Origin of the sequence: Paenarthrobacter sp. NPDC089675 (assembly GCF_044749185.1) — a bacterium.
Lineage (GTDB): Bacteria > Actinomycetota > Actinomycetes > Actinomycetales > Micrococcaceae > Arthrobacter.
The window spans coordinates 76836-101653 of record NZ_JBIVHM010000003.1; the positions used below are offsets into that span (position 1 = coordinate 76836).

21 protein-coding genes and 2 riboswitches are annotated in these 24818 nt (G+C 64.3%); of the genes, 13 read left to right on the plus strand and 8 right to left on the minus strand.

The genetic code is table 11. From position 1 onward, the window contains the following. Positions 1 to 7: 7 nt before the first annotated feature. Entirely contained in the window at positions 8 to 2473 is a 2466-nt protein-coding gene (locus tag ACIPY2_RS07995; RefSeq protein WP_400265840.1) for a helicase-associated domain-containing protein, read from the minus strand. A gap of 109 nt (positions 2474 to 2582) precedes the next feature. Then, complete coding sequence (locus tag ACIPY2_RS08000) at positions 2583 to 2798, minus strand: hypothetical protein (protein ID WP_400265841.1); 216 nt, start codon at positions 2796 to 2798, stop codon at positions 2583 to 2585. A 193-nt stretch (positions 2799 to 2991) separates the two neighbouring features. On the opposite strand from ACIPY2_RS08000, the gene ACIPY2_RS08005 reads away from it, so the two are divergent. Both ACIPY2_RS08005 and ACIPY2_RS08010 read left to right on the plus strand, forming a co-directional pair. After that, positions 2992 to 3375 (plus strand): cold-shock protein, encoded by a 384-nt coding sequence (locus ACIPY2_RS08005; protein ID WP_400265842.1) that lies wholly within the window; start codon positions 2992 to 2994, stop codon positions 3373 to 3375. A 7-nt stretch (positions 3376 to 3382) separates the two neighbouring features. Next, on the plus strand, positions 3383 to 4051 hold the full coding sequence (locus ACIPY2_RS08010; RefSeq protein WP_400265843.1) for a DUF3027 domain-containing protein: 669 nt from the start codon (positions 3383 to 3385) through the stop codon (positions 4049 to 4051). 93 nt (positions 4052 to 4144) lie between these two features. Here the strand turns inward: ACIPY2_RS08010 and serC are convergent, their stop codons facing one another. Continuing rightward, complete coding sequence (serC, locus tag ACIPY2_RS08015) at positions 4145 to 5275, minus strand: phosphoserine transaminase (RefSeq protein ID WP_400265844.1); 1131 nt, start codon at positions 5273 to 5275, stop codon at positions 4145 to 4147. 332 nt (positions 5276 to 5607) lie between these two features. On the opposite strand from serC, the gene ACIPY2_RS08020 reads away from it, so the two are divergent. From ACIPY2_RS08020 to ACIPY2_RS08065, 10 genes are all read left to right on the plus strand, one after another. Continuing rightward, the gene (locus tag ACIPY2_RS08020; RefSeq protein WP_400265845.1) at positions 5608 to 6303 is read left to right on the plus strand and encodes a metal-dependent transcriptional regulator; all 696 of its coding nucleotides are present in this window, start codon (positions 5608 to 5610) and stop codon (positions 6301 to 6303) included. Positions 6304 to 6545: 242 nt separating this feature from the next. Further along, positions 6546 to 6786, plus strand: a riboswitch (cyclic di-AMP (ydaO/yuaA leader). 4 nt (positions 6787 to 6790) lie between these two features. Beyond that, positions 6791 to 7621: a M23 family metallopeptidase gene (locus ACIPY2_RS08025; protein WP_400265846.1), complete on the plus strand. Its 831-nt coding sequence runs from the start codon at positions 6791 to 6793 to the stop codon at positions 7619 to 7621. A gap of 124 nt (positions 7622 to 7745) precedes the next feature. After that, a riboswitch (cyclic di-AMP (ydaO/yuaA leader) is annotated at positions 7746 to 7925 on the plus strand. Positions 7926 to 7929: 4 nt separating this feature from the next. Then, positions 7930 to 8661 carry a C40 family peptidase gene (locus ACIPY2_RS08030; protein WP_400265847.1) on the plus strand — a complete coding sequence of 244 codons (732 nt, stop codon included), beginning with the start codon at positions 7930 to 7932 and terminating at the stop codon, positions 8659 to 8661. Between the two features lie 99 nt (positions 8662 to 8760). Further along, a complete protein-coding gene (locus ACIPY2_RS08035; RefSeq protein WP_400265848.1) occupies positions 8761 to 9522 on the plus strand; it encodes an NlpC/P60 family protein in 762 nt (253 codons plus the stop codon). Between the two features lie 217 nt (positions 9523 to 9739). Further along, a complete protein-coding gene (locus tag ACIPY2_RS08040; protein WP_400265849.1) occupies positions 9740 to 10240 on the plus strand; it encodes an HNH endonuclease in 501 nt (166 codons plus the stop codon). Positions 10241 to 10282: 42 nt separating this feature from the next. Next, positions 10283 to 11164 carry an NTP transferase domain-containing protein gene (locus tag ACIPY2_RS08045; protein ID WP_400265850.1) on the plus strand — a complete coding sequence of 294 codons (882 nt, stop codon included), beginning with the start codon at positions 10283 to 10285 and terminating at the stop codon, positions 11162 to 11164. After that, a complete protein-coding gene (locus tag ACIPY2_RS08050; RefSeq protein ID WP_400265851.1) occupies positions 11161 to 12516 on the plus strand; it encodes a molybdopterin molybdotransferase MoeA in 1356 nt (451 codons plus the stop codon). The genes ACIPY2_RS08045 and ACIPY2_RS08050 overlap by 4 nt, the downstream gene beginning before the upstream one ends. A 55-nt stretch (positions 12517 to 12571) precedes the next feature. Further along, complete coding sequence (locus tag ACIPY2_RS08055; RefSeq protein WP_400265852.1) at positions 12572 to 14878, plus strand: FdhF/YdeP family oxidoreductase; 2307 nt, start codon at positions 12572 to 12574, stop codon at positions 14876 to 14878. A 1-nt stretch (position 14879) separates the two neighbouring features. Then, complete coding sequence (gene fdhD, locus ACIPY2_RS08060) at positions 14880 to 15761, plus strand: formate dehydrogenase accessory sulfurtransferase FdhD (protein ID WP_400265853.1); 882 nt, start codon at positions 14880 to 14882, stop codon at positions 15759 to 15761. A 166-nt stretch (positions 15762 to 15927) separates the two neighbouring features. Further along, positions 15928 to 18948, plus strand: coding sequence for an alpha-mannosidase (locus ACIPY2_RS08065; RefSeq protein ID WP_400265854.1), 3021 nt, complete (start codon positions 15928 to 15930; stop codon positions 18946 to 18948). Positions 18949 to 19006: 58 nt separating this feature from the next. On the opposite strand, the gene ACIPY2_RS08070 is transcribed toward ACIPY2_RS08065, so the two are convergent. The 5 genes from ACIPY2_RS08070 to ACIPY2_RS08090 all read right to left on the minus strand — a co-directional run bounded on the left by ACIPY2_RS08070 (position 19007) and on the right by ACIPY2_RS08090 (position 22949). Beyond that, positions 19007 to 19816 carry an amino acid ABC transporter ATP-binding protein gene (locus tag ACIPY2_RS08070; RefSeq protein ID WP_400265855.1) on the minus strand — a complete coding sequence of 270 codons (810 nt, stop codon included), beginning with the start codon at positions 19814 to 19816 and terminating at the stop codon, positions 19007 to 19009. Then, on the minus strand, positions 19803 to 20462 hold the full coding sequence (locus tag ACIPY2_RS08075) for an amino acid ABC transporter permease (protein WP_400265856.1): 660 nt from the start codon (positions 20460 to 20462) through the stop codon (positions 19803 to 19805). Before ACIPY2_RS08075 ends, ACIPY2_RS08070 begins: the two co-directional genes overlap by 14 nt. Further along, positions 20463 to 21281: an amino acid ABC transporter substrate-binding protein gene (locus ACIPY2_RS08080; RefSeq protein ID WP_400265857.1), complete on the minus strand. Its 819-nt coding sequence runs from the start codon at positions 21279 to 21281 to the stop codon at positions 20463 to 20465. A gap of 241 nt (positions 21282 to 21522) precedes the next feature. Continuing rightward, complete coding sequence (locus ACIPY2_RS08085; protein ID WP_400265858.1) at positions 21523 to 22230, minus strand: hypothetical protein; 708 nt, start codon at positions 22228 to 22230, stop codon at positions 21523 to 21525. After that, positions 22227 to 22949, minus strand: coding sequence for a hypothetical protein (locus ACIPY2_RS08090; protein WP_400265859.1), 723 nt, complete (start codon positions 22947 to 22949; stop codon positions 22227 to 22229). The genes ACIPY2_RS08085 and ACIPY2_RS08090 overlap by 4 nt, the downstream gene beginning before the upstream one ends. 205 nt (positions 22950 to 23154) lie before the next feature. Here ACIPY2_RS08090 and abc-f point away from each other — a divergent pair, with 205 nt between their 5' ends. Beyond that, positions 23155 to 24816 (plus strand): ribosomal protection-like ABC-F family protein, encoded by a 1662-nt coding sequence (gene abc-f / locus ACIPY2_RS08095; protein WP_400265860.1) that lies wholly within the window; start codon positions 23155 to 23157, stop codon positions 24814 to 24816. The last annotated feature ends 2 nt before the right edge of the window (positions 24817 to 24818 follow it).

The following is a 24818-nucleotide window of genomic DNA, read 5'->3' on the forward strand; positions in this document are numbered from 1 at the left end:
TCAATCCTCACTTGTGCCGGTCTCCGACTGGCTCCACGTCAATGATCCTGTGGATGGACAATACCCGCTCCGTGTCCTTCTCGGGATCGAACACCCGCACCCGGCCCCCGGAGACCGATACCGGCACGACTGTTTCGGTGTTCGAGTTGCCCAGGCTGTCCACCACGTTCATGGTGACGGCCTGCTTGAGCCGGATGGCCTTTTGCAGCGTCTCAAGCCCCAGTTGCGTGGACGCTTCTCCCGTCCCGTCAGCGGGGACGCCGCGGTGCTGCCGCAGGATGGAAAGCTGCGCTTCGACGTCGTCATCCGGTGGGGCGGTCCGGGGGGCGGAATAGACCGGCCGGGCACTGCCCGGCACGGCCGTGGTCCGCTTGAAGCGCACGACGGCGGGCTCGGCCTCCTGGACAGCAGGTGACAGTCCCAGCTCGCGCAGCACCCGGGCTGTTTCCCGCGGACTGGCCGAGGAGGCCAGCACTGTGGGAGCCAGCCGCAGCAGGCTGAGGACGGAGGTCCGTGCCTCCTGGAGCAATTCCGTAATCGCGGATTCGTCGTCGCTCTGGATGAAACTGGCACTGGAGCTGATGCGGAGCCGGCCATGCCGCGAAGCCGTGTCCTGGACGAGGTAGGCCAGCGGCTGGGGTACCTCGGTTGCCGAGTGCTCGCGGAGGAACGCCAACAGCGATTCCGCGTCCTGCCCGGCGTCGAGCGCCCTGCGGATCGACGCGGCGGAAAACCGGTAGATCGAAGCGGGGCCTTGTCCTTCCGCGTCCGCCATCAACAGCAGCGTCTCGCTGAGCTCCGGGGCCAGGTATCCCGGCGCCACCGCGGTCAAGTCAGCCTGCAGCAGGATGTGGTTGACGGCTGCCGGCAGGTGTTCGCCCAGGATGGCCATGGCCTGCTCCGGTTGCCCGTCGGCAATGGCCGAACCCAGCTGGGTGAAGGCTCCGGACCCCATCAAGCCCAGGAGCGTGGCTTCCTCGAGGATGCCCCGGACCAGTGAGCTGAAACGCCGCGACATCCGCGGCTGGGCCCATTCGGCCCTTTGCAGCACGGCCCGTGCGTCCAATACCGGAGCCTTGCCGTCGGGGGCGGCTGCCTCCACCGTGAGCTCGTGCAGAATCTCCAGGATCCTCCGCCGCACCACAGGGGCATCGGGCCTTTGGGCTTCCGCGGACAAAGCGTTGATCGTGGTTCCGGCCGCTCCCTGGTGGGGTGCCGCGGTGCCTCCCGTAAGGGGCTGTCCCACCAGCGACGGTGCGCGCTCGCTGGCCAGCCAGGCGTTGACCATCCATAGCCACTGTTCCTGGCGGGGCAAGGACAACCATTCGAGCGATGGCGGCTGGACCCAGGTGGAGCTGTCCACGTCGAGCCGGAGCAGCCCGGACAGTGCACACAATTCAAGAAGGATGGCGGTTTCATGCACGCCGCAGCGGATCGATTCAGCGAGCCGGCGAAGTTCCCGTACTCCTACGCCGCCGCTCCGCAAGGTGGCCAGCGGCTGTTCCCGGACGGCAAAAAGCAGCTCGTTGGCCAGCCGGAGTGTCTCGGCGATGGCCCCCAGTGCCGCATTGCGCCGGAGGGCGGCACTTGTGTGGCCGAGCTCCGGAGCAGGAGGCAGCAAGGTGAAGTTGTCCACGATGGCGCCGCCGCGCAGGGCCAGGCCCACGCTGTGTGGAAGCTCTACGTGGCCGGCATCGAGTGGAACGAGCAACCCGCGGGCGAGCAGCCAGTCAACCGGGCCGACGTCGGCGCTTTCGTGGGTGACCGAAGCCCGCCGCTGAGCTTGGGGAACCGCTCCCATGGCCCAGCCTCCAAATTTGTCCAGCAGCCCCTGTGTTCTTTCGGGTGCGGTGGCAAGGATGGCGCGGACGCTTTCAGGAGTGGACGTCCATCGTTGCAGGGAAAGGGCGGCGTCCATGGGGGTGCTCGCCGGATGGATGTCCGCCCCGCTCTGCTGCAGTTCGGCCACAAGCTGGACCACGCGCTGGGCGAACGCCGGCTGCAGCCGGACCAGTTCCGTGTAGCTCCGCCCCAGTCCGGCTGGGTAGATGCCAATCACGTCCTTCAGGCTTGCGACGGGCAAGTAGAACCGTTGCCGCGGCCCGGCGGTACCGTGCAGTGAAGCAGGGGGATCGGCGCGGTGGATCAGGGCAAGGTCCTGGAGTTTGCCAAGAATCGGCTCCAAGGCGGACAGGGTGGAACCGGCGATGGCCTTTTTCAGGCCCGCGGCGGAGACGCTGTGGCCGGTATCGGTGTTGGTGCTCAGATGCAGGGTTTCCAGTACCTGCATCTCCGGTTTGTTGAGGCGTTCAAGGGCCCGCTGCACACTCACGCGCGCGCTGGCACGGGCTGCCAAGGCCGGGAAATCCGGAGCCATGGGAGAGATGAGGTCCGGCCGCGCAGCAAACAAGGCCCGCAGCGAATCGTCGCTGCGCGCTTCAAGTTCAATGCTGAGCGCGCGAATGAGGGACATCAATCCAACGTTACCGCCACCGGGGCCGGTCTCCACCGTTGCGGGGCCCTCTGTACGTGCTTGGCTGGTGTTTTGGCGCGCAGACCGGGCCTCGCAACGCAGAAATTGGTCAGTGGCGGCGGCGCTGGCGCACAGCGTCCACCACGGGAACGGCGGCCAGGATGAAGGCAGCGGGCAGTCCGTAGAGCGCGGTCGACGTAACCCAAACGGGGGGAACAGCTCCACCAAAGGCAATCGCCATGACAGCCGCCACGGCGGCCAGGGAGATGAAGGCGACGACGGCGGCGGCAATCGTGAAGGAGCGACGGTAACCCGGGGAAGTCATGACTCAACGTTAGCCCTTGCGACGCCTGCCTGTGTTACGCGCGGGGTCCAAAGCGGGGATAAGGGGTCCGGCAGGATAACCTTGAAGGAACAGACCCACACGGACCGGGCTGTCACCCCTGATCCCGCAGGACCCTGTGGATGCGGTGTTGGCCGGACGTGTTTCCCAAGCAAGAACGAAGAAGGTTGATTACGTGCCCACCGGCAAGGTCAAGTGGTATGACAAGGACAAAGGCTTCGGATTCCTCGCGGCCGAAGACGGACAGGAAGTATTCCTGCCCAAGACGTCGCTGCCCGCAGGCGTGACTGAACTTAAAGCGGGAACCCGCGTGGAGTTCGGCGTGGCCGACGGCCGCCGTGGTGCCCAGGCCCTGGGCCTTCGCGTTCTGGACAAGACTCCGTCCATCGCCAAGGCCAAGCGCATGAACGCCCGCGACCTGGCACCGCTCGTGCAGGACCTCGTCTCCGTACTGGACAACCTGTCCGGTACTTTGTCGTCGGGCAAGTACCCGGAAGGCAACAAGGCCAAGGCCATCGGCATGGCACTGCGCAAGGTCGCCGACGAGCTGGAAGCCTAAGGACGCCATGACATCGGAATCCGCACAGGAATTGCAGGCTGAAGGGGAAGGGCAGGAATCACCTGCCCAGGCTCCGGCTGCCCAGGCTCCTGCAGGCGGGGACACTCCCGCCGGCAGGGTAGCCCCCGCGCGGAAGCCCGCTGAACCCAAGGCAACGGCCCCGAAGCCGCGCGCAGGTGTTCCCTTGTGGCGCACCGGCAAGCCTGACGCATTCCTCGCTGCCGCCGTCGACGTTGCCCGCCGGGCGGTCGAAGGCATTTCCAAACCGGGAGAGGTCGGTGCCCACCTTGGCGCCAAGTCTGAAGGGGACCGGGTTGTTACCCACCTGTTCGAATCCAGGCTTCCCGGCTACGGCGGTTGGCAGTGGTACGCAGTGGTGACCAGGAACTCGCGGTCCAAGATCGTGACCGTCAGCGAGCTGGGCCTCCTGCCGTCCGAGGATTCCATCCTGGCACCGGAATGGGTGCCGTGGGCCAAGCGGGTCCGCCCCGAAGACGAGGCTCCCTTGGTTGAGGAGACCGTGGCGGACGTTCCGGAGGATGCCATCAAGGCGGAGGAAGCCGACGCCGAGGCATCCGTGCACGAGCCGTCGGAAGCCGATGAAGCAGACGATGAAGCGGAAGTCACCGGCTTGGAAGCTCCGGACGCGGAGCCCGAGGACGCTTCGGAGGAATGAGCCGGCGCGGCTAAAACCGGGAAGCGGCCCTTAAACGATATCGGCGCCGGCTGCGGGAGATTCTTCCCGGGCCGGCGCCGATTTTCGTGTCAGCTACTTCTTCAGCTCGCCAACCACGTAGTCGATGCTGGCGAGGAGCGCAGATACATCATCCGGCTCGATCGCAACGAACGTGGCGATGCGCAGCTGGTTGCGGCCAAGCTTGCGGTACGGCTCAGTGTCGACGATGCCGTTGGCGCGCAGTACCTTGGCGATGGCCGCGGCGTCGATCGAGTCGTCGAAGTCGATGGTGGCAATGACGTTGGAGCGGTCCTCCGCGTTCGCAACGAACGGAGTGGCGTACTCGGAGGCCTCGGCCCAGGAGTAGATCCGGCTTGCGGAATCCGCTGTGCGCTTGCTGGCGAAGTCCAGGCCACCGTTGTTGTTGAGCCACTGCACCTGCGCATCCAGGGTCACCAGCGTAGAGAGCGAAGGCGTGTTGTATGTCTGGTTCAGCTTGGAGTTGTCGATGGCGGTCTGGAGATCCAGGAAGTCCGGGATCCAGCGGCCGCCGGCCTTGATGCGGGCGGCGCGTTCCAATGCCGCGGGGGAGAAGAGGCCGAGCCACAGGCCGCCGTCGGAAGCAAAGTTCTTCTGGGGCGCGAAGTAGTAGACGTCGGACTCGGCCACGTCCACGTCCAGGCCACCGGCTGCGGAGGTGGCGTCCACCAGCACCAGGGAACCCTCGTCGGCGCTGGCAACGCGTTTGACCGGCGCCGCCACACCGGTGGACGTCTCGTTCTGCGGCCAGGCGTAGACGTCCACGCCGGCTTCGGCTGCAGGAGCGGGACGTGTGCCGGGCTCGGCCTTGATGATGGAGGACTCGTCCAGGAACGGAGCCTTGTTGGTGGCGGCAGCAAACTTGGAGCCGAACTCACCGAAGGAAAGGTGCTGTGCCTTCTTTTCGACGAGGCCGAACGCTGCCACATCCCAGAAGGCCGTGGAGCCGCCGACGCCGAGGACTACCTCGTACCCTTCAGGAGCACGGAAGAACTGGCTGAGGCCCTCACGCACGGAGCCCACGAGGTTCTTGACCGGGGCCTGGCGGTGGGACGTGCCAAGGATGGTCTTCGATGCAGCGGACAGGGCTTCCACTTGCTCTGGGCGGACCTTGGACGGTCCGGCGCCGAAGCGTCCGTCCTTGGGTAGCAGGTCGGCGGGAATGGTGATGCTGTTGTCGCTCACGCGTGGCTCCAATGTGTATCGGTCAAAGATGGGGAGGTGGCAGGTGGAGCTGCCCCTTCGACACCCCAATTCTGCCTGAACGGACAGCCGGGCGCGTAGCTGGTGGTGTCATAGTCCGCTACGTGGAACGTGCTTGCGCGCATTCCGTTTGTCCGGGCAGGGAAGACCCACGTCCGGCCGCATTGCGACCCCGGGAAAATTATCAAGAGTAATTCCAAATAAGCTAGGCTTGAGAACGCGTTCATTGGGTGGCGCAAGGGGACCGGCCGCCTCGGCAGGACGCGGTACGGTGGAGATTACGCAAGAACTGCGTTCGAGGAGAGCTGAGCTGGATGACGGATCTGATCGATACCACTGAGATGTATCTTCGGACCATTTTGGAGCTGGAAGAAGAGAACATTGTTGCTCTTCGGGCACGCATCGCCGAGCGCCTCCGCCATTCCGGCCCCACAGTCTCGCAGACAATCGGCCGCATGGAGCGCGACGGATTGGTGATTGTTTCCAATGACCGGCACCTGGAACTGACCGAGGTTGGCCGAAAGCGCGCCACGGAGGTCATGCGCAAGCACCGCCTTGCCGAGCGCCTGCTGGCGGACGTCATCGGCCTCGACTGGGCGTATGTCCACGACGAAGCCTGCCGTTGGGAACATGTCATGAGCGAACGGGTCGAGCGCAGGCTCTACGAGCTGCTCGAGCATCCCACCGAGTCTCCGTACGGCAACCCGATCCCGGGTTTGGAGGCTTTGGGCGGACTCTCCGCTGCACTCCCGCGGCGCGGCGATGTGAACCTCCTGCAGGCCATGGACGGCTACGCCGGGGATTCCCGGGTGGTGGTCAGCCGGCTGGCCGAGCCCATCCAGGTGGAACCGGAACTCCTGACGCAATTGGACGAGGGCGGTATCCGCCCGGGAGCTGCTCTTTCCCTGGAGCGGGTGGGGGAGTACATCTCAGTCCGCGTCCCGGGGATCGAAGGTGCCCTGGAACTTCCTCCCGAGGTTGCGGCCCACGTCTTCGTGGCAGTGGGATAGCGTTCCCGCTCCGGAATCCGCGGCGCCCACGAGACAAGCACGGATGGGGCGCTTAGGTCTTTGTGTGACCTCTTCCAGTGTCCGATCTCACTCCGCAGGCGCCGGGAAGCGCGTGACCTGCGCGTTCCACGGGGAAGTGCCGCTGGAGCGGCGCCAAACCCCGTGTGACAGAAGATAACGAATTTATTACCAAGGGGGTTCATCCCCTATAGTTATCTACTAGCGCCGATATCAAAGCGTTACCTGATCTGGAGCCGAGCTCTGCCAGCAGATCAGGGGTGTTACCACCACTGGCAGAGGCGGGGGAACCACAATCGGCTGCCTAGAGAAGCAGCCTTGGGGTGAAGCCCGCAGCAGCAGTGCCTACTTACGCAAGTCCTTCCGGGGATACCTGTGTGTCGTGAGCGCTGTGTGCGGGCCGGGTCTTTGCACTCTCTGATCCGAATCCGACAGCTAACTTCGCAGGCTTTTGAGAGAGGAACAGAGATTGACATCGCAGAACGTCAGGGGCCGCCGACGCGCGTCCGGCCCCGCTGCTGAGCTGCGGCCAGCCCGCGTCGTAACGGAGATCCGGCCGCGCGATACCCAGCGTCAGGTGCGCCGCCGTAAGAGCCCGTTGCGTCAGGTAGCTGACTTTGCCGCAGCCAGTGGCGTAGGGCAGAAAGCCGGAGTTGCACTAGCTGCCACCGGTTTGGCCCTTACTGTCGGCCTGCCGGGCACCAGCCCCGTCATGGCCACCTCGGAATCCGGCCAGACCGAAGCGGCCCTGGCTGTCTCCGGGGGCAGCCAGCCCGAGGTTTCCGCCGAGGCGTCGGCAAAAATCGACTTCAGCCGGGCGGCAGTGGCTACCAAGGCCGACCCGGACGGCAAGCTCAAGCAGCTCTTGAGCGCACAGTCGGTGGGAAGCATTACTGCCAGCTCCTCCAAGGGCACCCTGGGCAGCCCCCTCGACACACTGACCACGGCTTCTCCCTTCGGTTACCGCGTCAGCCCCTTGACCGGCGGCACCGGAGACTTCCACCGCGGCCAGGACTTCGTGGCGCAGTGTGGAACCGCAGTCCACGCAGCGGCAGCAGGCAAGGTCACCTTTGCAGGCTGGCACGAATACGGCGGCGGCAACCGGGTGGTAGTGGACCACGGCAACGGCCTGGAGACCACGTACAACCACCTGTCGTCCTTCAACGTCAAGGTCGGCCAGACCGTCAACCGCGGCGACGTCGTGGCCTTGAGCGGCACTACAGGCGCCTCGACCGGCTGCCACCTCCACTTTGAAGTCCAGGTCAACGGCGAAGTCGTTGATCCCATGGGTTGGCTCTAGGCCAGCTGATGGTTGTCTCTCGCATTCGTGACACGCCCCGTGATCTGAATGTGACATTCGCGTTCAACTGTTGTACCGTCTAAAGCGCATCGGCTTTTTAGGGGGCCGATGCACTTGAGTGGATTGCCTAGCTCTGCCACCACTCAGGGTCCGTTCGCATAAATCGTCTGGCAGGGGCGGGGGAACCACTTTTGGTCTTCGAAAGAAGGCCTTGGGGTTAAGTCACAAAGCTTCTTCGAAGCCGTGGCCGGATGACTCCCATCCGAATCCGACAGCTCACCTCGCAGGCATTGGGAGAGGCTACCTACGTGTCATCACGCACTACCCCTGCGCGCCACCGCGCCGAGACGGTTAACCCGTTGAACACCCTTTCGAAGGCTGTTTCGAACAACGCCGGAACCGTTGGCCGCCAGGCCGCAGTCCTGGCCGCAGCATCCGGCCTCGTCCTGACGGTGGGCCTTCCCTCCCAGGCAGCCGATACCGACGTTTCCAAGGCAGAGTCCAGCACCCAGCAGCTGGTCACCACCGCCGTCGTCACCGCAGAGCCCACCGCCACCGTCTCCTTCGAGAGCCCGGTAGTCGTCACCAAGGAAGCCCCCAAGGTCCAGCGCGCTTCCCAGGCCACGCAGCGTTCCCAGGCCGCCGGAGACCAGGCCAACGGCGCCGTCACTGCCCAGTCCTCCGACGCAAAGGCTTCAGCAACCAGCGCAGCCGCCTCGGGGCTCGCAGCGATCGCCTACACCGGCATCGGCCACCCCTACGTTTGGGGCGGCACTACCCCCAACGGCTGGGACTGCTCCGGCTTCACCCAGTGGGTCTACGCCCAGGCCGGCATTAGCATCCCCCGCGTCAACGCATGGACCGCAATGAAGCCCACCAGCAACCCCCAGCCCGGGGACCTGGTCATGCAGAACGGCGGCGCGCACGTCGGCATCTACGTCGGCAACGGCATGATGATCAGCGCGCTGAACCCCAGCCAGGGCACGCTCCTGCACTCGGTTGCCTCCACGGGCACCTCCTCCTTCTTCACTCTGCAGTAGAAAACACCATTCGGGTTAGCCGGCATGCCCCCCAAGTGCCGGCTCTCCCATGACCCGTGTGCTGTCCCAGCCGCGCACGGAAACGGAAAGAGATTAACCATGACCAGTGCAAACAAGGTTGCACGGCACCGAGCTGAGGCCCCCAAGACCAGCTCACTCGCCGTCATCGCGAAGGCTGTCAGCGACAACGCCGGTGGCGTTGGCCGCCAGGCAGCCGTTATTGCTGCTGCTTCGGGCTTGGTCCTGACCAGCGGTGTGGCCGCAAACGCTGCCGACGCCAACGTCCAGCATGATTCCACCGCCACGTCGTCGATCGATGTCCAAGCTGTTGCGCAGTCGAGCATCGCCGCTGATTCCACGGTGGCCATCTCCTACGAGCGTCCCGTTGTCTCGACGGTGGAGGCTCCCGCTCCGGTTGTGGAGCAGGCTCCGGCCAAGGCGGAGGCAAAGACTGCTTCGACCTCCGGTAATGCCACGCTTGCCGTGAACTCCTCCACTCCGGCCGCCAAAGCCCCCGCTGCTTCCAGCGGCCTGGGCGCTGCAATTGCTGCCGCCGCCTACGCCCAGCTCGGCGTGACGCAGGACTGCACCATGCTGGTGACCAACTCGCTGGCCGCCGTGGGAATCCACTTCCACGATTGGCCTGCAGGTTACCTCTCCCTCGGCCGCGTGGTCAGCGCAGCGGAGGCACAGCCAGGCGACCTCGCCTACTACGCCAACGGTGGTTACGGTGGAATGGCCCACATCGCCGTCTACGTCGGTAACGGCATGGCAGTGCACGGCGGATGGAACGGATCCACCACTGCACTGTTCAGCGTGAACGTAGGCTCCGGCCCGGTGTTTATCCGCGTCAACGGCTAATCAAGCACTTCGGAACACCCCTTCAGGCTCCTGCCTGGAGGGGTGTCCTGCTTTAACCACGAGTGAACTTTCGCCGACACCGCCCGGGAACAGCGCCGGAAATTCGTTGATACGGCATATAAGTGCTTACTCTTATGGTGTCGATCCACAGCCCGTACATGCAGAGGGCAGCCGGCCCTCGTGCCCCTGACGGGTGCGGCCGTGAAGAGGTACGTGCATGCGCACACTCGTTCTGAATGCTGGATATGAACCGCTGGCGGTTGTGACATTCCGCCGGGCGCTGGTCCTTGTGCTCACTGGGAAAGCAAGCGTAGTGGCCGAAGGCGGCGAACCTGTCGTCGGGCCACAGGAGATCCTCGGACGTCCGTCCGTCATTCTCCTTAACCGCTACATCCGCCCCAGATACAACAGGATCACTGCCGTGAGCCGCCGCGGAGTTCTCCGCCGCGACGGTCACCGCTGCGCCTATTGCGGCAAAACAGCCCACACCATAGACCATGTCCACCCCAAATCCAGGGGCGGCGCGGATTCCTGGGAAAACCTGGTTGCGGCGTGCTTGAAATGCAACAACGCCAAGAGCGACCACACGCTGGCTGAGATGGGCTGGAAGCTCCGCTTCACGCCCGGCGTGCCCACGGGAACCATATGGCAGATCAAAGAACTCGAGAAACCTGCGCCGGACTGGGACCCGTTCCTCCTGCCGGAATCCGCTGCCTGATCGATTTCTGTCGAACTCCATGCGCACAGGTAGTCTGGGCGGATGGAATTCAACGCCGTGATCCTGGCGGGTGGCAGGGCCACCCGCCTCGGCGGCGTGCCCAAGTCAACGCTGAAGTACGACGGCGCCAGCCTCCTTTCGCGTGCCCTTGACGCTGCCGGGGGTGCTTCGGCCGTGGTGGTTGTTGGTCCGGAACCGAGCGGACTGCCCCAGGGTGTACTGACGGCACGGGAGGAACCCGCCTATGGGGGTCCTGCCGCTGCCATTGCTGCGGGATTGGCAGCCCTTTCCACACGGCCCAAAGCAAAGTGGACGCTTATCCTGGCCTGCGATATGCCGAATGCCGCACGCGGTGTTCCGGCTCTGCAAGCGGTGCTTGAGTATGACGCAAACAGCGAAGGGGCCATGGCGGAATCCGCCGACGGACGTCGCCAACCACTCCTGGGCCTGTATGACACGAGTGCAATGGAGCGGGAAGTGGCCATTGCCTCGGCGGGTTCGGGGTTGACCGACTCTTCAGTGTTCCGGCTGCTTGCTAGGCTGAATGTGCTGGCCGTCGCTGTTCCCGACGGGTCCACGGATGATGTGGACACTTGGGAAGATGCTGCGGCTTTGGGCATCGACAAGGAGCTGGAGGCGGAGATGAAGAGCCAGGACGAGACGCTCGAAGAATGGTGCCGCATGCTGTTGCAGGCGTTTGAGCTTGAAGGCGTCGAGGTTGACGTCAATGAGGTTTTGGCCGTGGCCGGGGTGGCGGCCCATTCCGTGGTGCGGCCCGCGGCACCCTTGACGACCTTCATCGCCGGTTATGCTGCCGGCATGGCACGGGGGATCGGCCAGGCCAACGACGACGCTGCGATGAGCGCGGCTTTGGGGCTCGCCCGCCGGATTGCCAAGGAGTACCCGGAGTCCGAAGCGGAATGACCGAGGCCCCCCACCAGGGCCATCACGCGGCGCACTCATGGCAGGAGGCCCGGCAACGCGCCTTTGATGTGGCGGCTCCCATACCGCCAGGCCCTGTCCCTCTCCGTTCCGCGCTGGGCCGTACCCTCTCCGCGGATATCCGCGCCCTTCACGACATGCCGCACTATGCTTCCTCGGCGATGGACGGTTGGGCAGTCAACGGCAGCGGCCCCTGGATCCTCAGTGAGCCCGGACAAAGGTTGGCGCCGCATCAAGCCAGTCCCATAGTCACCGGAGGCCTCATCCCGCCCGGTGCCAAAGCAGTGCTGCGCAGCGAAAGCGGCATCATCACCACTGACGAGGATGGTCTGCCCGTGCTTGCCCTTGGCGGCGCGGCGAAACCGGGCGAGCCCAAAAATGGCCAACACATCCGTAAAGCGGGGGAGGAGGCCGCCGAAGGGGAGATGCTCCTCAAAGCCGGAACCGTCCTGAATCCCGCACATCTTGCCCTGGCAGCCCTGGCAGGTTTGGATGAGGTGGAAGTACAGGGCAAGCCATTGGTGCGTTTCCTCCTGACAGGCTCGGAAGTGGTGGACAAAGGGGTACCGGACCCTGGAAAAGTCCGGGATACTTTCGGCCCCCAGCTTGGTGCCGTTGTTGAACTGCTCGGCGGTATTGCCGGGGAGCAGGAGCGGGTAGGGGACGACTACGACCACTGGGTCGCTGCCCTCGAGGAGCCGGAGCCCGTCCTCGGGGAAGCCACAGACCAGGCGGACGAGTACGCCCAACCGCCTGCCGACGTCGTCATCACCACTGGCGGTACCGGACGTTCCGGAACCGACCATTTCAGGAGGGCAATAGCCGGGCTGGGTGGAAAACTGCTCATAGATGGAATTGCCATGCGTCCGGGACATCCCGCCGTCCTGGCCGAATTGCCCGATGGACGCTTTGTGTTGGGGCTTCCGGGGAATCCGCTTGCAGCCATGATGGCGCTTTTCACGGTGGGTGGCCCTTTGCTGGCAGGTTTGGGCCATGGCCGGTTGGAAGATGCCGGCGAGGTGCCTTGCGGCGCCATGATCGAGGCCGATCCGGGCCGCACCCGGTTGATGCCTTTCAGGCTCGTCTACGGGCTGGCTTCACCGGCGCAGCATGCGGGGCCGGGGATGATGCGCGGTCTCGCGCATGCCGACGGCGTCATGGTGGTCCCACCGCACGGGGTCCAGCTGGGGGAGTTGGTTCCGGCTTTTCCGTTGCCCTGGGGCAAACCGCTTCCCCTGCCGAAGGATACTGAGGAGAAGCCCCGCAAATCCCCTGCACGGCAGCCAAGGAAGGCACCCTCAGGACCCGTGGACTGGAGTGGCCTGGACGCCTGAGGCTGCTTCTGGACTCAGGTGGCATCAAGACTGCCGGGCTTGTAATGATGGACACATGAACAGGCATGCCCCCGTACAGGACATCAATGAGGATGACCTGCAGATCCACCCGCCCAAGCGCGCTGCCGCCGGAATCAAAGCCGTCACCGTGGCCCTCGAAAGGGGCTATTCGCAGGCCGGCGTGGCCCGCACGGTCCGGTCCATGCTGCGCGTCAACCAGCACGATGGCTTCGACTGCCCCGGTTGTGCTTGGCCCGAATCCATTACCGGGCGGCGCAAGCCCGCGGAGTTCTGCGAAAACGGTGCCAAGGCAATCGCCGAGGAAAGCACCACCCGAACCGTGGACGCGGCTTTCTGGGCCGGGCACTCCATAGCGGACCTCGAGGAGAAAACCGAGTACTGGCTGGGGAGCCAGGGCAGGCTGTCCGATCCCGTGGTGATCAGGCCGGGAGACACCCACTATTCGCCCATCACGTGGACCGAAGCATTCAAGATGATCGGCGAGCACATCAACGCTTCGACGCCCGATCGCTGCGTGTTCTACACCTCGGGGCGGACAGCCAACGAGACCGCATTCATGTACCAGTTGTTTGCCCGCAGCGTGGGAACGAACAACCTGCCGGACTGCTCCAATATGTGCCACGAGTCATCCGGCAGCGCATTGAATCCGACCATTGGCATCGGCAAGGGCACGGTTTCCCTGGAGGACATCCATCAGTCCGAACTGGTCTTCGTGGTGGGCCAGAACCCTGGAACCAACCACCCGCGCATGCTTTCCGCCCTTCGCGACTGCAAGAACAATGGCGGCAAGGTGGTCGCAGTCAACCCGCTTCCGGAAGCGGGGCTGCTGAACTTCAAGGATCCGCAATCGCTCAATGGCGTGATCGGAGGCGGCACCACCATCGCGGACGAATTCCTCCAAATCAGGGTGGGTGGCGACCTCGCGCTCTTCCAGGCGCTCGGACACCTGCTCTTGGAGGAACAGAAGCGGCACCCCGGGACCGTGGTGGACAAGTCCTTCATCGGCAAGCAAACGGAAGGCTTCGAAGCCTACGCGGCAGCGCGGTCAGTGCTGGACTGGGACGAGACCGAGCGGGCCACAGGACTCTCCCGCGAGGAGATCACCACTGTTGCGGAAATGATGGTGAAGTCCAAGGCCACCATCATTTGCTGGGCGCTGGGCCTGACGCAGCAGCCGCACTCGGTGAACACGCTCAAGGAGATCGTCAACCTGCTCCTTCTGCAGGGCAACTTCGGCAAGCCGGGTGCCGGCGCCTGTCCGGTTCGCGGCCACTCCAATGTGCAGGGCGACCGCACCATGGGGATCTGGGAGAAGCCCAAGGAACCGTTCCTGGCTGCGCTCGATACCGAGTTTGGCTTCAGCATGCCGCGGGAACACGGCTACGACTCGGTGGAAACCCAGCACGCACTGGAAAAGGGCGAGGTTGACGTCTTCGTCTCCATGGGCGGGAACTTCGCGGCGGCCGGATCGGACACCGTTGCCCTTGAGGAAGGCCTTAAGAACGCGGGACTGACCGTCCATATTTCCACTAAGCCCAACCGCGCGCACGTGGTCCACGGCAAGACCTCCCTCATCCTGCCCACGCTCGGCCGGACGGACACTGACGACAAACACCCCAAGGGTAAGCAGTTCCTTTCCGTGGAAGACTCCATGTCCGTCATCCACAAGACCCAGGGCCGGCTGACACCGGTGTCCGAGCACCTCCTCGCCGAGCCGGTCATTGTGGCGCGCATGGCCCAGGCCACCCTTGGTGACGATCACGTGGTGGACTGGCGTGCCATGGCCGAGGACTACGACGTTGTCCGGGACCACATCTCACGGGTGATTCCTGGTTTCGAGGACTTCAACATGCGCGTCCGGACAAAGAACGGCTTTGTCCTGCCCAACCCGCCCCGCGATACCCGGACCTTCGCCACGGACATCGGCAAAGCACGCTTCACGGTGAGCCCCCTGGAGTACCTTGAGCCGCCGGCTGGACACCTGATCCTGCAGACCATGCGCAGCCACGACCAGTACAACACCACGTTCTACGGCCTCGATGACCGGTACCGCGGCATATCCGAGGCCAGGCGCGTCATCCTGGTCCACGAAGAGGATCTCGCGGAACTCGGATTCCGGGACCGGGACCTGGTGGACGTCATCTCCACCTTCGCCGGCAGCGAGCGGCGTGCCAACAAGTTCCGGCTCGTCGCCTATCCGACCGCCAAAGGCTCTGCCGCCGCCTACTTCCCGGAGGCCAACGCGCTGGTTCACCGGGAACTGGTTGCAAGGGAGTCCAACACTCCGGGCTACAAGGCAATGACCGTCCGGTTCATCCCCCACGAGGAGAAGGAAGCCTGATATGGGCCGCGTTACGCAGCGCCGCAAAGTGCACAAGTTCGTCCTGGACGGTTCGCCCCAAGCGCTGGAGCATCCGGTCCGCTACAAAGGAGATGTCCTTGCGGTGGAGGAACCGCTGGAGATCCGCTTGGGCGAGATGTCCTTCTCCGTGACCATGAGGACACCGGGAGACGACTTCGATCTCGTAGCCGGTTTCCTCGTCTCGGAGGGGATCATTTGGGAGCCCGGGCAATTGGTGTCCGAACGGTTCTGCGCAGGAGAAAACGAGGACGGAGTACAGACCTTCAACGTCGTGGACGCCCAGTTGCGTCCCGACGTCGTACGTCCCGATACGGGCCGCAACGTCTATACCTCCAGTTCTTGCGGCATCTGCGGAACTGATTCGATCGAAGCGGTCCGGAAGTCCTCACACCACAGTCCAAAGGAAGATCCGGCGACCATCCCGGTGCGGGCGCTGGCGGCTCTTCCGGACAGGCTCCGGGAGGCGCAAGCGGTCTTTGCAAAGACGGGCGGTGTCCATGCTGCCGGACTCTTCCGGATTCACGACGACGGCACTACCGAACTGCTCTGCCTCCGGGAAGACGTTGGCCGCCACAATGCAGTGGACAAAGTGGTGGGCTGGGCCCTGCGCGCAGGCCACCTGCCGCTGAAGGGAACGGTTTTGCAGGTCTCGGGACGGGCGTCGTTCGAACTTGTCCAGAAGGCCGCCATGGCCGGTATTCCCGTGCTCTCGGCGGTGAGTGCGCCGTCCAGCCTGGCCGCGGAGCTTGCTGATGACGCGGGTGTGACCCTGGTGGGGTTCAGCCGTGGACACAGCCTCAACGTTTACGCCGGCCGGACGCGGATACTCGAAGCCGAACCGGCCCCGGCGATCGTCCCCTAGGTTCCGGAAGGCCGCTGGAGAGCGCCGGATCACTTGGTTATTAGGACGGAACAACGTAGATTTTATCCATCGATTGGAATCGAAGTACGTCGGACCGCCGCCGCCGTAAAACGCTTGGTCCGAGCCTGGATCTTCCGCCGCCAGCCCACGCCAAAAGGGGAATTAGTTGCACGACGACCGCCGGATCACTGAACAGCGTCTCGACCGCTTTGTCCGGGAACGCCTTCTTCCGGCTGTCTACGGCAGGTCCGTTCCGCTGGGGCTCAGCAGCTGGGAAGCCCCAGGCGAACCTGTGCCGGCAGCCGAAGCCATGCGGCAGCTCTTCACGCCGCAGGAACCCGGCGCAGCATGGGGCAAGGCCTGGAGCACCAAATGGCTCCGGCTCCAAGGCGAAGTCCCGGAGGGCTGGGGAAGCTCGGAAGACACCACCGTGGAGATCATCGTGGATCTGGGGTTCAACAGCGATGTCCCCGGTTTCCAGTGTGAGGGAACGGCCTGGCGTGCCGACGGCAGCATTATCAAGGCCATTTCGCCGCGCAACTACCACGTGCCGTTGAAGCTCCTCGGCGGCGGATTGTCCGTGGACTTCTACGTTGAGGCCGCAGCCAACCCCGACGTCGCCCAAGGCTGGTCCTTCGCGCCCACGCCTTTGGGGGACAAGGCCACGGCGGGTGACGAACCCCGTTATCGCTTGGGGCGGATAGCGATTGCCGAGCTGAACGAGACCGTCTGGGAATTGAACCAGGACGTTTGGACCCTCAGCGGCCTCATGCATGAACTGCCCACGGAACTGCCCCGCCGCCATGAGATCCTCCGGGCCTTGGAACGGATGCTGGACATCATGGACCCGGACGACGTCGCGGGCACCGCCGCGGCCGGCCGGGAAGCCCTCGCCGAGGTGCTTGGCCGCCCCGCGTACGCCTCGGCACACGAGCTCCTCGCCACGGGGCATGCCCACATCGATTCGGCTTGGCTGTGGCCCGTCCGCGAGACCATCCGCAAGTGTGCCCGGACATTCTCCAACGTGGTGGCGTTGATGGACGAAGACCCGGACTTTGTTTTCTCTTGCTCCTCCGCGCAGCAACTTACGTGGATCAAGGAATTCTTCCCGGAACTCTTTGTCCGCATCCGGGAAAAGGTCAAGGCCGGCCAATTTGTGCCGGTGGGCGGCATGTGGGTGGAATCGGACACCAATATGCCCGGCGGCGAAGCCATGGCCCGGCAGTTCGTGGAAGGCAAGAGCTTCTTCCTCAAGGAATTCGATATCGAATGCGAGGAAGCCTGGTTGCCCGACTCGTTCGGGTACTCCGGTGCCCTGCCCCAGATCGTTAAGTCGGCAGGCTCCCGCTGGTTCCTGACCCAGAAAATCTCCTGGAACAAGGTGAACCGCATGCCGCACCACACCTTCTCCTGGGAAGGGATCGACGGGACCCGGCTGTTTACGCACTTCCCGCCGGTGGATACCTACAACGCCGAACTGCACGCACGGGAACTGGCCCACGCCGAGCGCAATTACCGGGACCACGGCCGGGGTACCATGTCGCTGGTTCCGTTCGGTTATGGCGACGGCGGTGGCGGACCCACGCGGGAGATGCTGGCCGCCGCGCACCGCACGGCCAACCTCGAAGGATCACCGAAGGTACGTTTGGGCACAGCCAAGGAGTTCTTCCTCAAGGCCGAGGCGGAGTACCCCCAATTGCCGGTGTGGGTGGGGGAGATGTACCTGGAGATGCACCGGGGTACGTACACCAGCCAAGCCAGGACCAAACGTGGCAACCGACGCAGCGAGCACCTCCTCAGGGAAGCGGAGCTCTGGTGCTCCACGGCCGCTGTCCGTGTGGGCTTTGAATATCCGGCCGCGGAGCTCAAGCGGCTCTGGCAACTGGTCCTGCTGCAGCAGTTCCATGACATCCTGCCCGGCAGTTCCATCGCTTGGGTGCACCAGGACGCCGAACGAAACTACGCGGCGATCGCCCGCGACCTTGAAGCCATCATCGCTTCAGCGGCGCAGGCACTGGTGGGTAGCGGCCACACGCGGTTCCTCCTGAACGCCGCGCCGCATAAACGCCATGGAGTCTCCGCGCTCGCCGTTGCCGAGGCCACCCGGCCCGAAACCCCGGTGGACGTGACGGAGCAGGATGGTGGGTACGTACTGGACAACGGCATCATCCGGGCTGTCCTGGACAGCAACGGCCTGCTGACCTCGCTGGTGGACCATGCCAGTGGAAGGGATGCGATCGCTCCGGGCCAGTCCGGCAACCTGCTGGAACTGTTCAGGGATATCCCGAACGAATGGGACGCTTGGGACATTGAGGAGTTCTACCGGCGTAACGTGGCCCCGCTGACAACGGCGGAAGCCATCGCCGTCGAAACAACCGCGACGGGCGCCGTCGTGGTGGTTGAGCGTTCGGTGGGGGCCTCTGCCATCACGCAGCGGATCACGCTCGACGCCGGTGCCGAGTCACTCGGCATTTCCACCGCCGTTGACTGGCAGGAACGCGAGAAGATGCTGAAGATCGCCTTCCCGTTGGATGTACGCGCCGATCATTCGTCTTCGGAGACACAGTTCGGGCATGTTTCCAGGCCAACCCACACCAACACCTCCTGGGATGCGGCCAAGTTCGAGATTTGCGCCCACCGCTGGATCCACGTGGCGGAACCGGGATACGGGGTGGCGGTCAGCAACTCCTCAAGCTATGGCCACGACGTCACCCGCGCGGTCCGCGCCGACGGAGGGACCACGACGACGGTCCGCACCTCGCTGCTGCGCTCCGCGCGCTTCCCGGATCCTGAAGCGGACCGTGGCGAACACACCCTTGAGGTCACCATCCGTCCCGGGGCCGGGATTGCCGACGCCGTGGAAGAGGGCTACCGGACCAACCTGGCGCCGCGCTACGTGCTCGGCAACCAGCCCGTTGAGCCGCTGGTGGCTGTGTCCAACCCCGCCGTTGTGGTGGAAGCGGTGAAGCTGGCCGAGGACGGAAGCGGGGACGTCATAGTGCGCCTCTACGAGTCCCTCGGACAGCGGTCCAAGGCTACGGTGCTGGCCAACTTTGCCTCTTCCGGCGTCGTCGCGACGGACCTGCTTGAACGGCCGCTTGAGGCACCGGGAGTTGACTGCTCCAGCGGTGCCGGCGAGTTGCTCCTGCGCCCGTTCCAGTTGGTGACTCTGCGCTTCGCACGCTGAACGGCCGAGGGTCCCGCACGGAAGTGCGGGACCCTCGATGGTTCTTGCAGCCGTAGGCTCAGAGATCGTGCTGAAGCCGCTTGACGAAGAGCTTTGTACGTTCCTGCCTTGGCGCCCGCAGCACCTCCGAGGCAAGACCCCGTTCCACCACCACGCCGCCGTCCATGAAGATCACTTCGTCTGCCACATGCTGCGCGAAGGCGAGTTCGTGGGTGACGATCACCATGGTCCAGCCTTCTTCTGCGAGTTCCTTGATGACGCCGAGGACGTCGCCCACCAGCTCGGGGTCCAGCGCGGAGGTAGGCTCGTCGAAGAGCAGGAGCTGTGGCTTCAGTGCCAAGGCCCGGACGATCCCCACGCGCTGTTGCTGGCCGCCTGACAGCTCGAAGGGATAGGCGTCGCGCTTGTCGGCAAGGCCGACCCGGGCCAACAGCTTTTCGGCCTCGGCAATGGCTTCCGCCCGCGGACGCTTCTGGACTTGGACCGGGCCTTCAATGATGTTCTTCAGCACTGTCATGTGTGGAAACAGGTTGTAGTGCTGGAACACCATGGCGCTGCGGTCCCGCAGGGCGGCGATCTCTTTCTTGCCCACCTTGGTACCGAAATCAATGGACAGGCCACTTTCCGCGCCGTCGGCCCCGAAGGTGACCGTACCGGCGTCGGGAACTTCCAGTCCGTTGAGCGAGCGCAGCACGGTGGTCTTTCCCGAACCGGATGGCCCGATAAGGGCCACCACTTGCCCGCGGCGGATCTCGATGTCGATATCGCGGAGGACTACATTGCTGCCGAATGCCTTGGCCAGGTTGGCGGCCTTCAGGACGGTGGCGGCGCCGGCCTGGTTTGGTGAGGGTGCATCAGTGGGCGACATAGCGGTCCAATCTCCTTTCCACCGCGGACTGCGCGGTGGAAAGGACCAGGCAGATGATCCAATAGACGAGTGCTGCCTGCAGGTACAGGATCATGAACTCCTGGCTGAATGCGGCGATCTGCTGGGCATTGCGGAAGAGTTCGGTGACCAGGATCAGGGACGCAAGCGAGGTGTCCTTGACCAGGGAAATGAAGGTATTGGACAACGGCGGAACAGACACCCGCGCCGCCTGGGGGAGGATGATGCGGACCAGGGCCTGGCTGCCGGACATGCCGATGGTGTGGCCGGCTTCCCACTGTCCCTTAGGCACGGAAAGGATCGCAGCACGGATGATTTCCGCCGCATAGCCGCCAACGTTCAATGAGAACGCGATGACGGCACTGGGCCACGGATCAAGCTTCACGCCGATGCTGGGCAGGCCGTAGAAGATCACGAACAGCTGCACCAGCAACGGCGTACCGCGGATCACCGAGACGTAGAAACGGCCGATTCCCGAGAGCACGATGTTGGGGCTCAACCGCATCAACGCCACCAGCAGGGCAAGGACCAGCCCGAAGGCGAAAGATATCAACGTGAGCGGAATGGTTCCGGTCACGGCACCGGTGACGATCGGCCCGAAGGAACTCCAGACGAGGTCCCAGTTCATTTATTTGGTGACGTCCGCGCCGAAGTACTTGTCCGAGATCTTTGCCAGCGTCCCGTCCGACTTGAGATCGGCCAGGGCCTTGCTCACGGCATTAGCCAGTTCACTGGAGCCCTTGCGGAACACGAAGGCGCTCTCCGTCTTGTCAGGGGCTTCGGCGGCCACCTTCAGTCCCGAGTTGGGAGTGGTCTTGGCGTAGTCCAAGTAGGTGAGTTTGTCGTTGACCGTGGCATCCACGCGCCCCTGCTGGACCAGCGTGGCTGCCTGGGCCCAGCCTTCGACGGCCTGGACGTTGGCCCCCGCTTCCACTGCCATCTTGTAGAAGTTGCTCGTCAGCGACTGCGCAGTGGTCTTGCCCTTGAGGTCGGCGAAGCTGTTGATGCCCGAGTTGTCCGACTTGGTCACCACGACGCCCGTGGAGACGGTGTATGGGGTGGAGAAATCGTACTTGGCCTTGCGGTCTTCATTGATGGAGATCTGGTTGGCGATGGTGTCGAACCGCTTGGCGTCGAGTCCGGCGAAGATGCCATCGAACTGGGTCTCCTGGAACTTTGCCTTCACGCCGAGCTTTTCAGCCACTGCCTTGGCGATCTCGACGTCGTAACCGGTCAGTTCGCCTGCACCGTCGGCGTGGAAGCTGAAGGGACGGTAGGTGCCCTCGGTGGCGACGATGAGCTCACCCTTGGACTTCACGTCGGACAAGGACGTATCGCCACCGGACTGTGCCGGGGAGGAACCTCCGCCGCCACATGCGGAAAGTGCCAGGGCCACGGAGGCCAGGGTTGCTGCCAGGACGGAACGGCGGGTACGGAGACTGGTCATGGAGCCATCTTAGCCACGGCCCCGGACAACGCCGGGCTGCCGGTTCCGGCAACACCGCAAAAGGACGCTTAAAAAGGCTGAGTGGGGGCGGTCCCCAACAGCCCGCCACCACTCATCCCCCCAATTGTGATCCTGAGGGCGCCACATCCGCCGGAAACCCGTTCTCTGATTCCGGTGTCAGGCTGCAAGCCTCATTCACACATTCATGATTGTGCCACGATCTAATGCTTTTGTGAAAGTCTTACGCCGTACGACGTGCTTTCCGCCGGGCGTAGGCCTTGGAAAACCAGATTCCGGCCAGTCCGATGGACGTAGCGAGGACCGCTGAGTAGTTGATCAACGACCTCAGCCAAAAGTGGACCGGCGGGATCAGTGGGAAGAGTTGGGACACCAGCAACAGCGTTAGTCCAACCAGGAGGAGGGCCGAGGCTGCCCGGAGCAGTGCGGGGAAGCGCCCCGTCATGGTCCGCCAGATTGCGGGCAGGAGGCAGGCGGAGACGAACCCCGGGTAGAACCGTCCCAGAGCAGCGTAGGCATCCATCGACGGACCCCACGTCAGGCCGGACATGCCCACAGTGGAACCCCTGGTATCAGTGATGAAAAAGAAGAACGCAGTCAAGGCCGCGGTGATCGCCAGCACGGTCAAACCCCAGGGGCCGCGGATCGCGCGGACAGCCGATTTTGAATCGAAACCTGTGGCGATCTTGACGCCCATGAGCAGGAACGTGCCGTAAAGGAGAAAGCGCAGGATCAGGTTGGTGATGTTCATGCCGCCCAGGACCGCATCGATGGCCAGGTAGGGAGCCTCGATGCTGAGCAGGATGTCCATGGTGATGAGCGCGAAGATATAGAACACCACACGGTTCTCACCGCGCAGCGCGCTGGGGACGCGCGCCAAGGTGATGGCAAGGCAAATAACCAGCGTGGCCCAGGGCAGGACAGCCGTCATCCGAGGTTCTCCCAAATTCGTTCAGTTCGTTCGTGGTCTTGTTCCTGCCGGCGCAGGGACTTGCCGAGGGCCTGGAGTCGTTCTCCGGCCAGGGTTACCAGCTCGCCAAGGGTCATCCGGTTGAGCGCCTCCTGGCGGCCGTTCGGCGCCCAGCCGGCCTCCGCCTCCGTGATCAGGCCTCCGGCCACGAGGCCTCCCGCGGGCCCGACGCCGGCAGCCCGCGAGGTGGCGATGGCCAATTCCGGAGGCAGTCGGTTGGCAGTCAGGTGCGCCGAGAAGTTTTGTGGTGCAATCCCGGTGGTTTCGCTGACGCGGTGCCGCAATTCGCCGTCGTCGATCGCTTCCACCCAGTTGCGCACAGCGGTTGGGTGCGGCGTATCCGAAAGGCTTGGAGTGGGCGCCTGTCCCGGTTCGCTGCGTTCAACTACCGCCCGGAGCAGATCGGTGGTGGCTACCTGGCTCACCAGCTCGGCAGGAGTGGGAGGAACCGGATCGCCGCGCAGGTCCGCGTAAAGATCGAACGTGGCCAGCTCCGCGACCGGGTTGAGGTTGTACGCGCGGCTGATGCTCACCAGCGTGGACTCCGCCACCTTGCCCCGCACCAACTGTTGGGCCAGCGTTGTCCGCTTGATGCCGGAAACCCTGCAGACGTCCGCAGTGCTGGCATGGGGCGCAACGCCATGCAGCCAGCGCTGGAACGCCTTGGACGGTAAGGGCATGGAGGGCTTTCTGGTATCTCAGACGGGCGGTCGCGGCATCGCTGAAAAGTTTTGCCGTAAGTGGGAGTACAAAACGATTTTACGCGGACGCCACATTGAATTATGCTTGATTCTTGAACCCGCTGGTCCGTACACCCCCCAAGTCCGGACCGGCGGGTTTTTCCATGCCTGCTGGAAACGCGCGGGCTGCGAGAGGACTTTAAGAATGACTGCAACCTTGGTGGCCAAGGATCTTGCGGGTGGCCACGGTCACCGCACACTCTTTTCCAAGCTCTCCCTCACGGTGGCACCCGGCGACGTCGTCGGAGTAGTGGGTGCGAACGGAGCGGGCAAATCGACACTCCTGCGCATCCTCGCCGGGGTGGACCAGCCGCAGGAGGGAAGCGTCAACCTTGCCCCGTCCGATGCGTTCGTTGGCTGGTTGCCGCAGGAGCATGAGCGGACCGAGGGCGAAACCATAGCGGCGTACATCGCGCGCCGGACGGGTTGCGCCCAGGCAACGGCAGAGATGGAGGCCACGGCGGAGGCCCTCGGCTCCGGGGCACCAGGGGCGGATGACGCCTACTCCGTGGCTTTCGACCGTTGGATGGCTTCCGGTGCCGCCGACCTCGAAGAGCGAATCCCTGCGGTGCTCGCTGATCTTGGCTTGGAATTGGGCGCTGAAGCCCTGATGACGGGGCTCTCCGGCGGCCAAGCGGCCCGCGTTGCGCTCGCAGCCCTCCTGCTGAGCCGGTTCGACGTCGTTCTTTTGGACGAACCCACCAACGACCTGGACCTGGACGGGCTCGCCAGCCTGGAAGCATTCGTACAGGGGCTCCGCGGCGGCGTGGTCCTGGTGTCCCACGATCGCGAGTTCCTGGCCCGCTGTGTCACTACCGTGGTGGAACTGGACCTGGCGCAGAACTCCGTGGCCGTGTACGACGGCGGCTATGAGTCCTTCCTCGAGGAGAGGTCCGTGGCCAAGCGCCACGCCCGGGAACGCTACGAGGAATACGCGTCCACTAAGGCAGACCTTGTGGCGCGTGCGCGAACGCAACGGGAATGGAGCTCCCAAGGCGTCCGGAATGCCATGAAGAAGAATCCGGACAACGACAAGATCCGTCGGGCCGCCAGTACGGAGTCCTCCGAGAAGCAGGCGCAAAAGGTCCGCCAAATGGAATCGCGCATCGCACGGCTCACTGAGGTGGAGGAACCCCGCAAGGAGTGGCAACTGCAGTTCAGCATCGGCCAGGCACCCCGCTCCAGTGCCGTCGTCGCTACCCTGCGTGACGCCGTCGTGCGGCAGGGCGACTTCACGCTGGGGCCTGTCAACCTGCAACTGAACGGCGGGGAACGGATCGGCATCACGGGTCCGAACGGGGCCGGCAAGTCCACCCTCCTGCGCCTCCTGTTGGGGACACAACAACCGGACGACGGCGATGCTTCCATGGGTGCGTCCGTGGCCGTTGGCGAAGTGGACCAGGCCCGCGGACTGCTCGACGGCGGCAAGCAGCTTGCCGAGGCCGTCGAAGCCGTGCTGGTGGATTGGAACAGCGCGGACGTCCGGACGCTCCTTGCCAAGTTCGGCCTCAAGGCGGACCACACCTCGAGGACTGTCGATTCGTTGTCCCCGGGCGAACGGACCCGCGCCGCGCTGGCGCTCCTGCAGGCCCGCGGGGTAAACCTGCTGGTGCTGGATGAACCCACCAACCACCTCGACCTGCCCGCGATCGAGCAACTGGAAGAAGCACTGGAGAGCTACGAAGGCGCCCTTCTCCTGGTCACGCACGATCGCAGGCTGCTGGAAAACGTCCGGCTTGATTCACGCTGGCACCTGGAAAACGGCCGTGTCCAGGAGCTGCACCACCTTCCCGGCCAGGAGAAGTAACC

Bases quoted from the DNA above. Each gene is read 5' to 3' on its own strand.
- ACIPY2_RS07995 (WP_400265840.1), bottom strand. From the start codon at position 2,473: ATGTCCCTCATTCGCGCGCTCAGCATTGAACTTGAAGCGCGCAGCGAC.
- ACIPY2_RS08000 (WP_400265841.1), bottom strand. From the start codon at position 2,798: ATGACTTCCCCGGGTTACCGTCGCTCCTTCACGATTGCCGCCGCCGTC.
- ACIPY2_RS08010 (WP_400265843.1), top strand. From the start codon at position 3,383: ATGACATCGGAATCCGCACAGGAATTGCAGGCTGAAGGGGAAGGGCAG.
- ACIPY2_RS08020 (WP_400265845.1), top strand. From the start codon at position 5,608: ATGACGGATCTGATCGATACCACTGAGATGTATCTTCGGACCATTTTG.
- ACIPY2_RS08035 (WP_400265848.1), top strand. From the start codon at position 8,761: ATGACCAGTGCAAACAAGGTTGCACGGCACCGAGCTGAGGCCCCCAAG.
- ACIPY2_RS08040 (WP_400265849.1), top strand. From the start codon at position 9,740: ATGCGCACACTCGTTCTGAATGCTGGATATGAACCGCTGGCGGTTGTG.
- ACIPY2_RS08045 (WP_400265850.1), top strand. From the start codon at position 10,283: ATGGAATTCAACGCCGTGATCCTGGCGGGTGGCAGGGCCACCCGCCTC.
- ACIPY2_RS08050 (WP_400265851.1), top strand. From the start codon at position 11,161: ATGACCGAGGCCCCCCACCAGGGCCATCACGCGGCGCACTCATGGCAG.
- ACIPY2_RS08055 (WP_400265852.1), top strand. From the start codon at position 12,572: ATGAACAGGCATGCCCCCGTACAGGACATCAATGAGGATGACCTGCAG.
- fdhD (WP_400265853.1), top strand. From the start codon at position 14,880: ATGGGCCGCGTTACGCAGCGCCGCAAAGTGCACAAGTTCGTCCTGGAC.
- ACIPY2_RS08070 (WP_400265855.1), bottom strand. From the start codon at position 19,816: ATGTCGCCCACTGATGCACCCTCACCAAACCAGGCCGGCGCCGCCACC.
- ACIPY2_RS08075 (WP_400265856.1), bottom strand. From the start codon at position 20,462: ATGAACTGGGACCTCGTCTGGAGTTCCTTCGGGCCGATCGTCACCGGT.
- ACIPY2_RS08080 (WP_400265857.1), bottom strand. From the start codon at position 21,281: ATGACCAGTCTCCGTACCCGCCGTTCCGTCCTGGCAGCAACCCTGGCC.
- ACIPY2_RS08085 (WP_400265858.1), bottom strand. From the start codon at position 22,230: ATGACGGCTGTCCTGCCCTGGGCCACGCTGGTTATTTGCCTTGCCATC.
- ACIPY2_RS08090 (WP_400265859.1), bottom strand. From the start codon at position 22,949: ATGCCCTTACCGTCCAAGGCGTTCCAGCGCTGGCTGCATGGCGTTGCG.
- abc-f (WP_400265860.1), top strand. From the start codon at position 23,155: ATGACTGCAACCTTGGTGGCCAAGGATCTTGCGGGTGGCCACGGTCAC.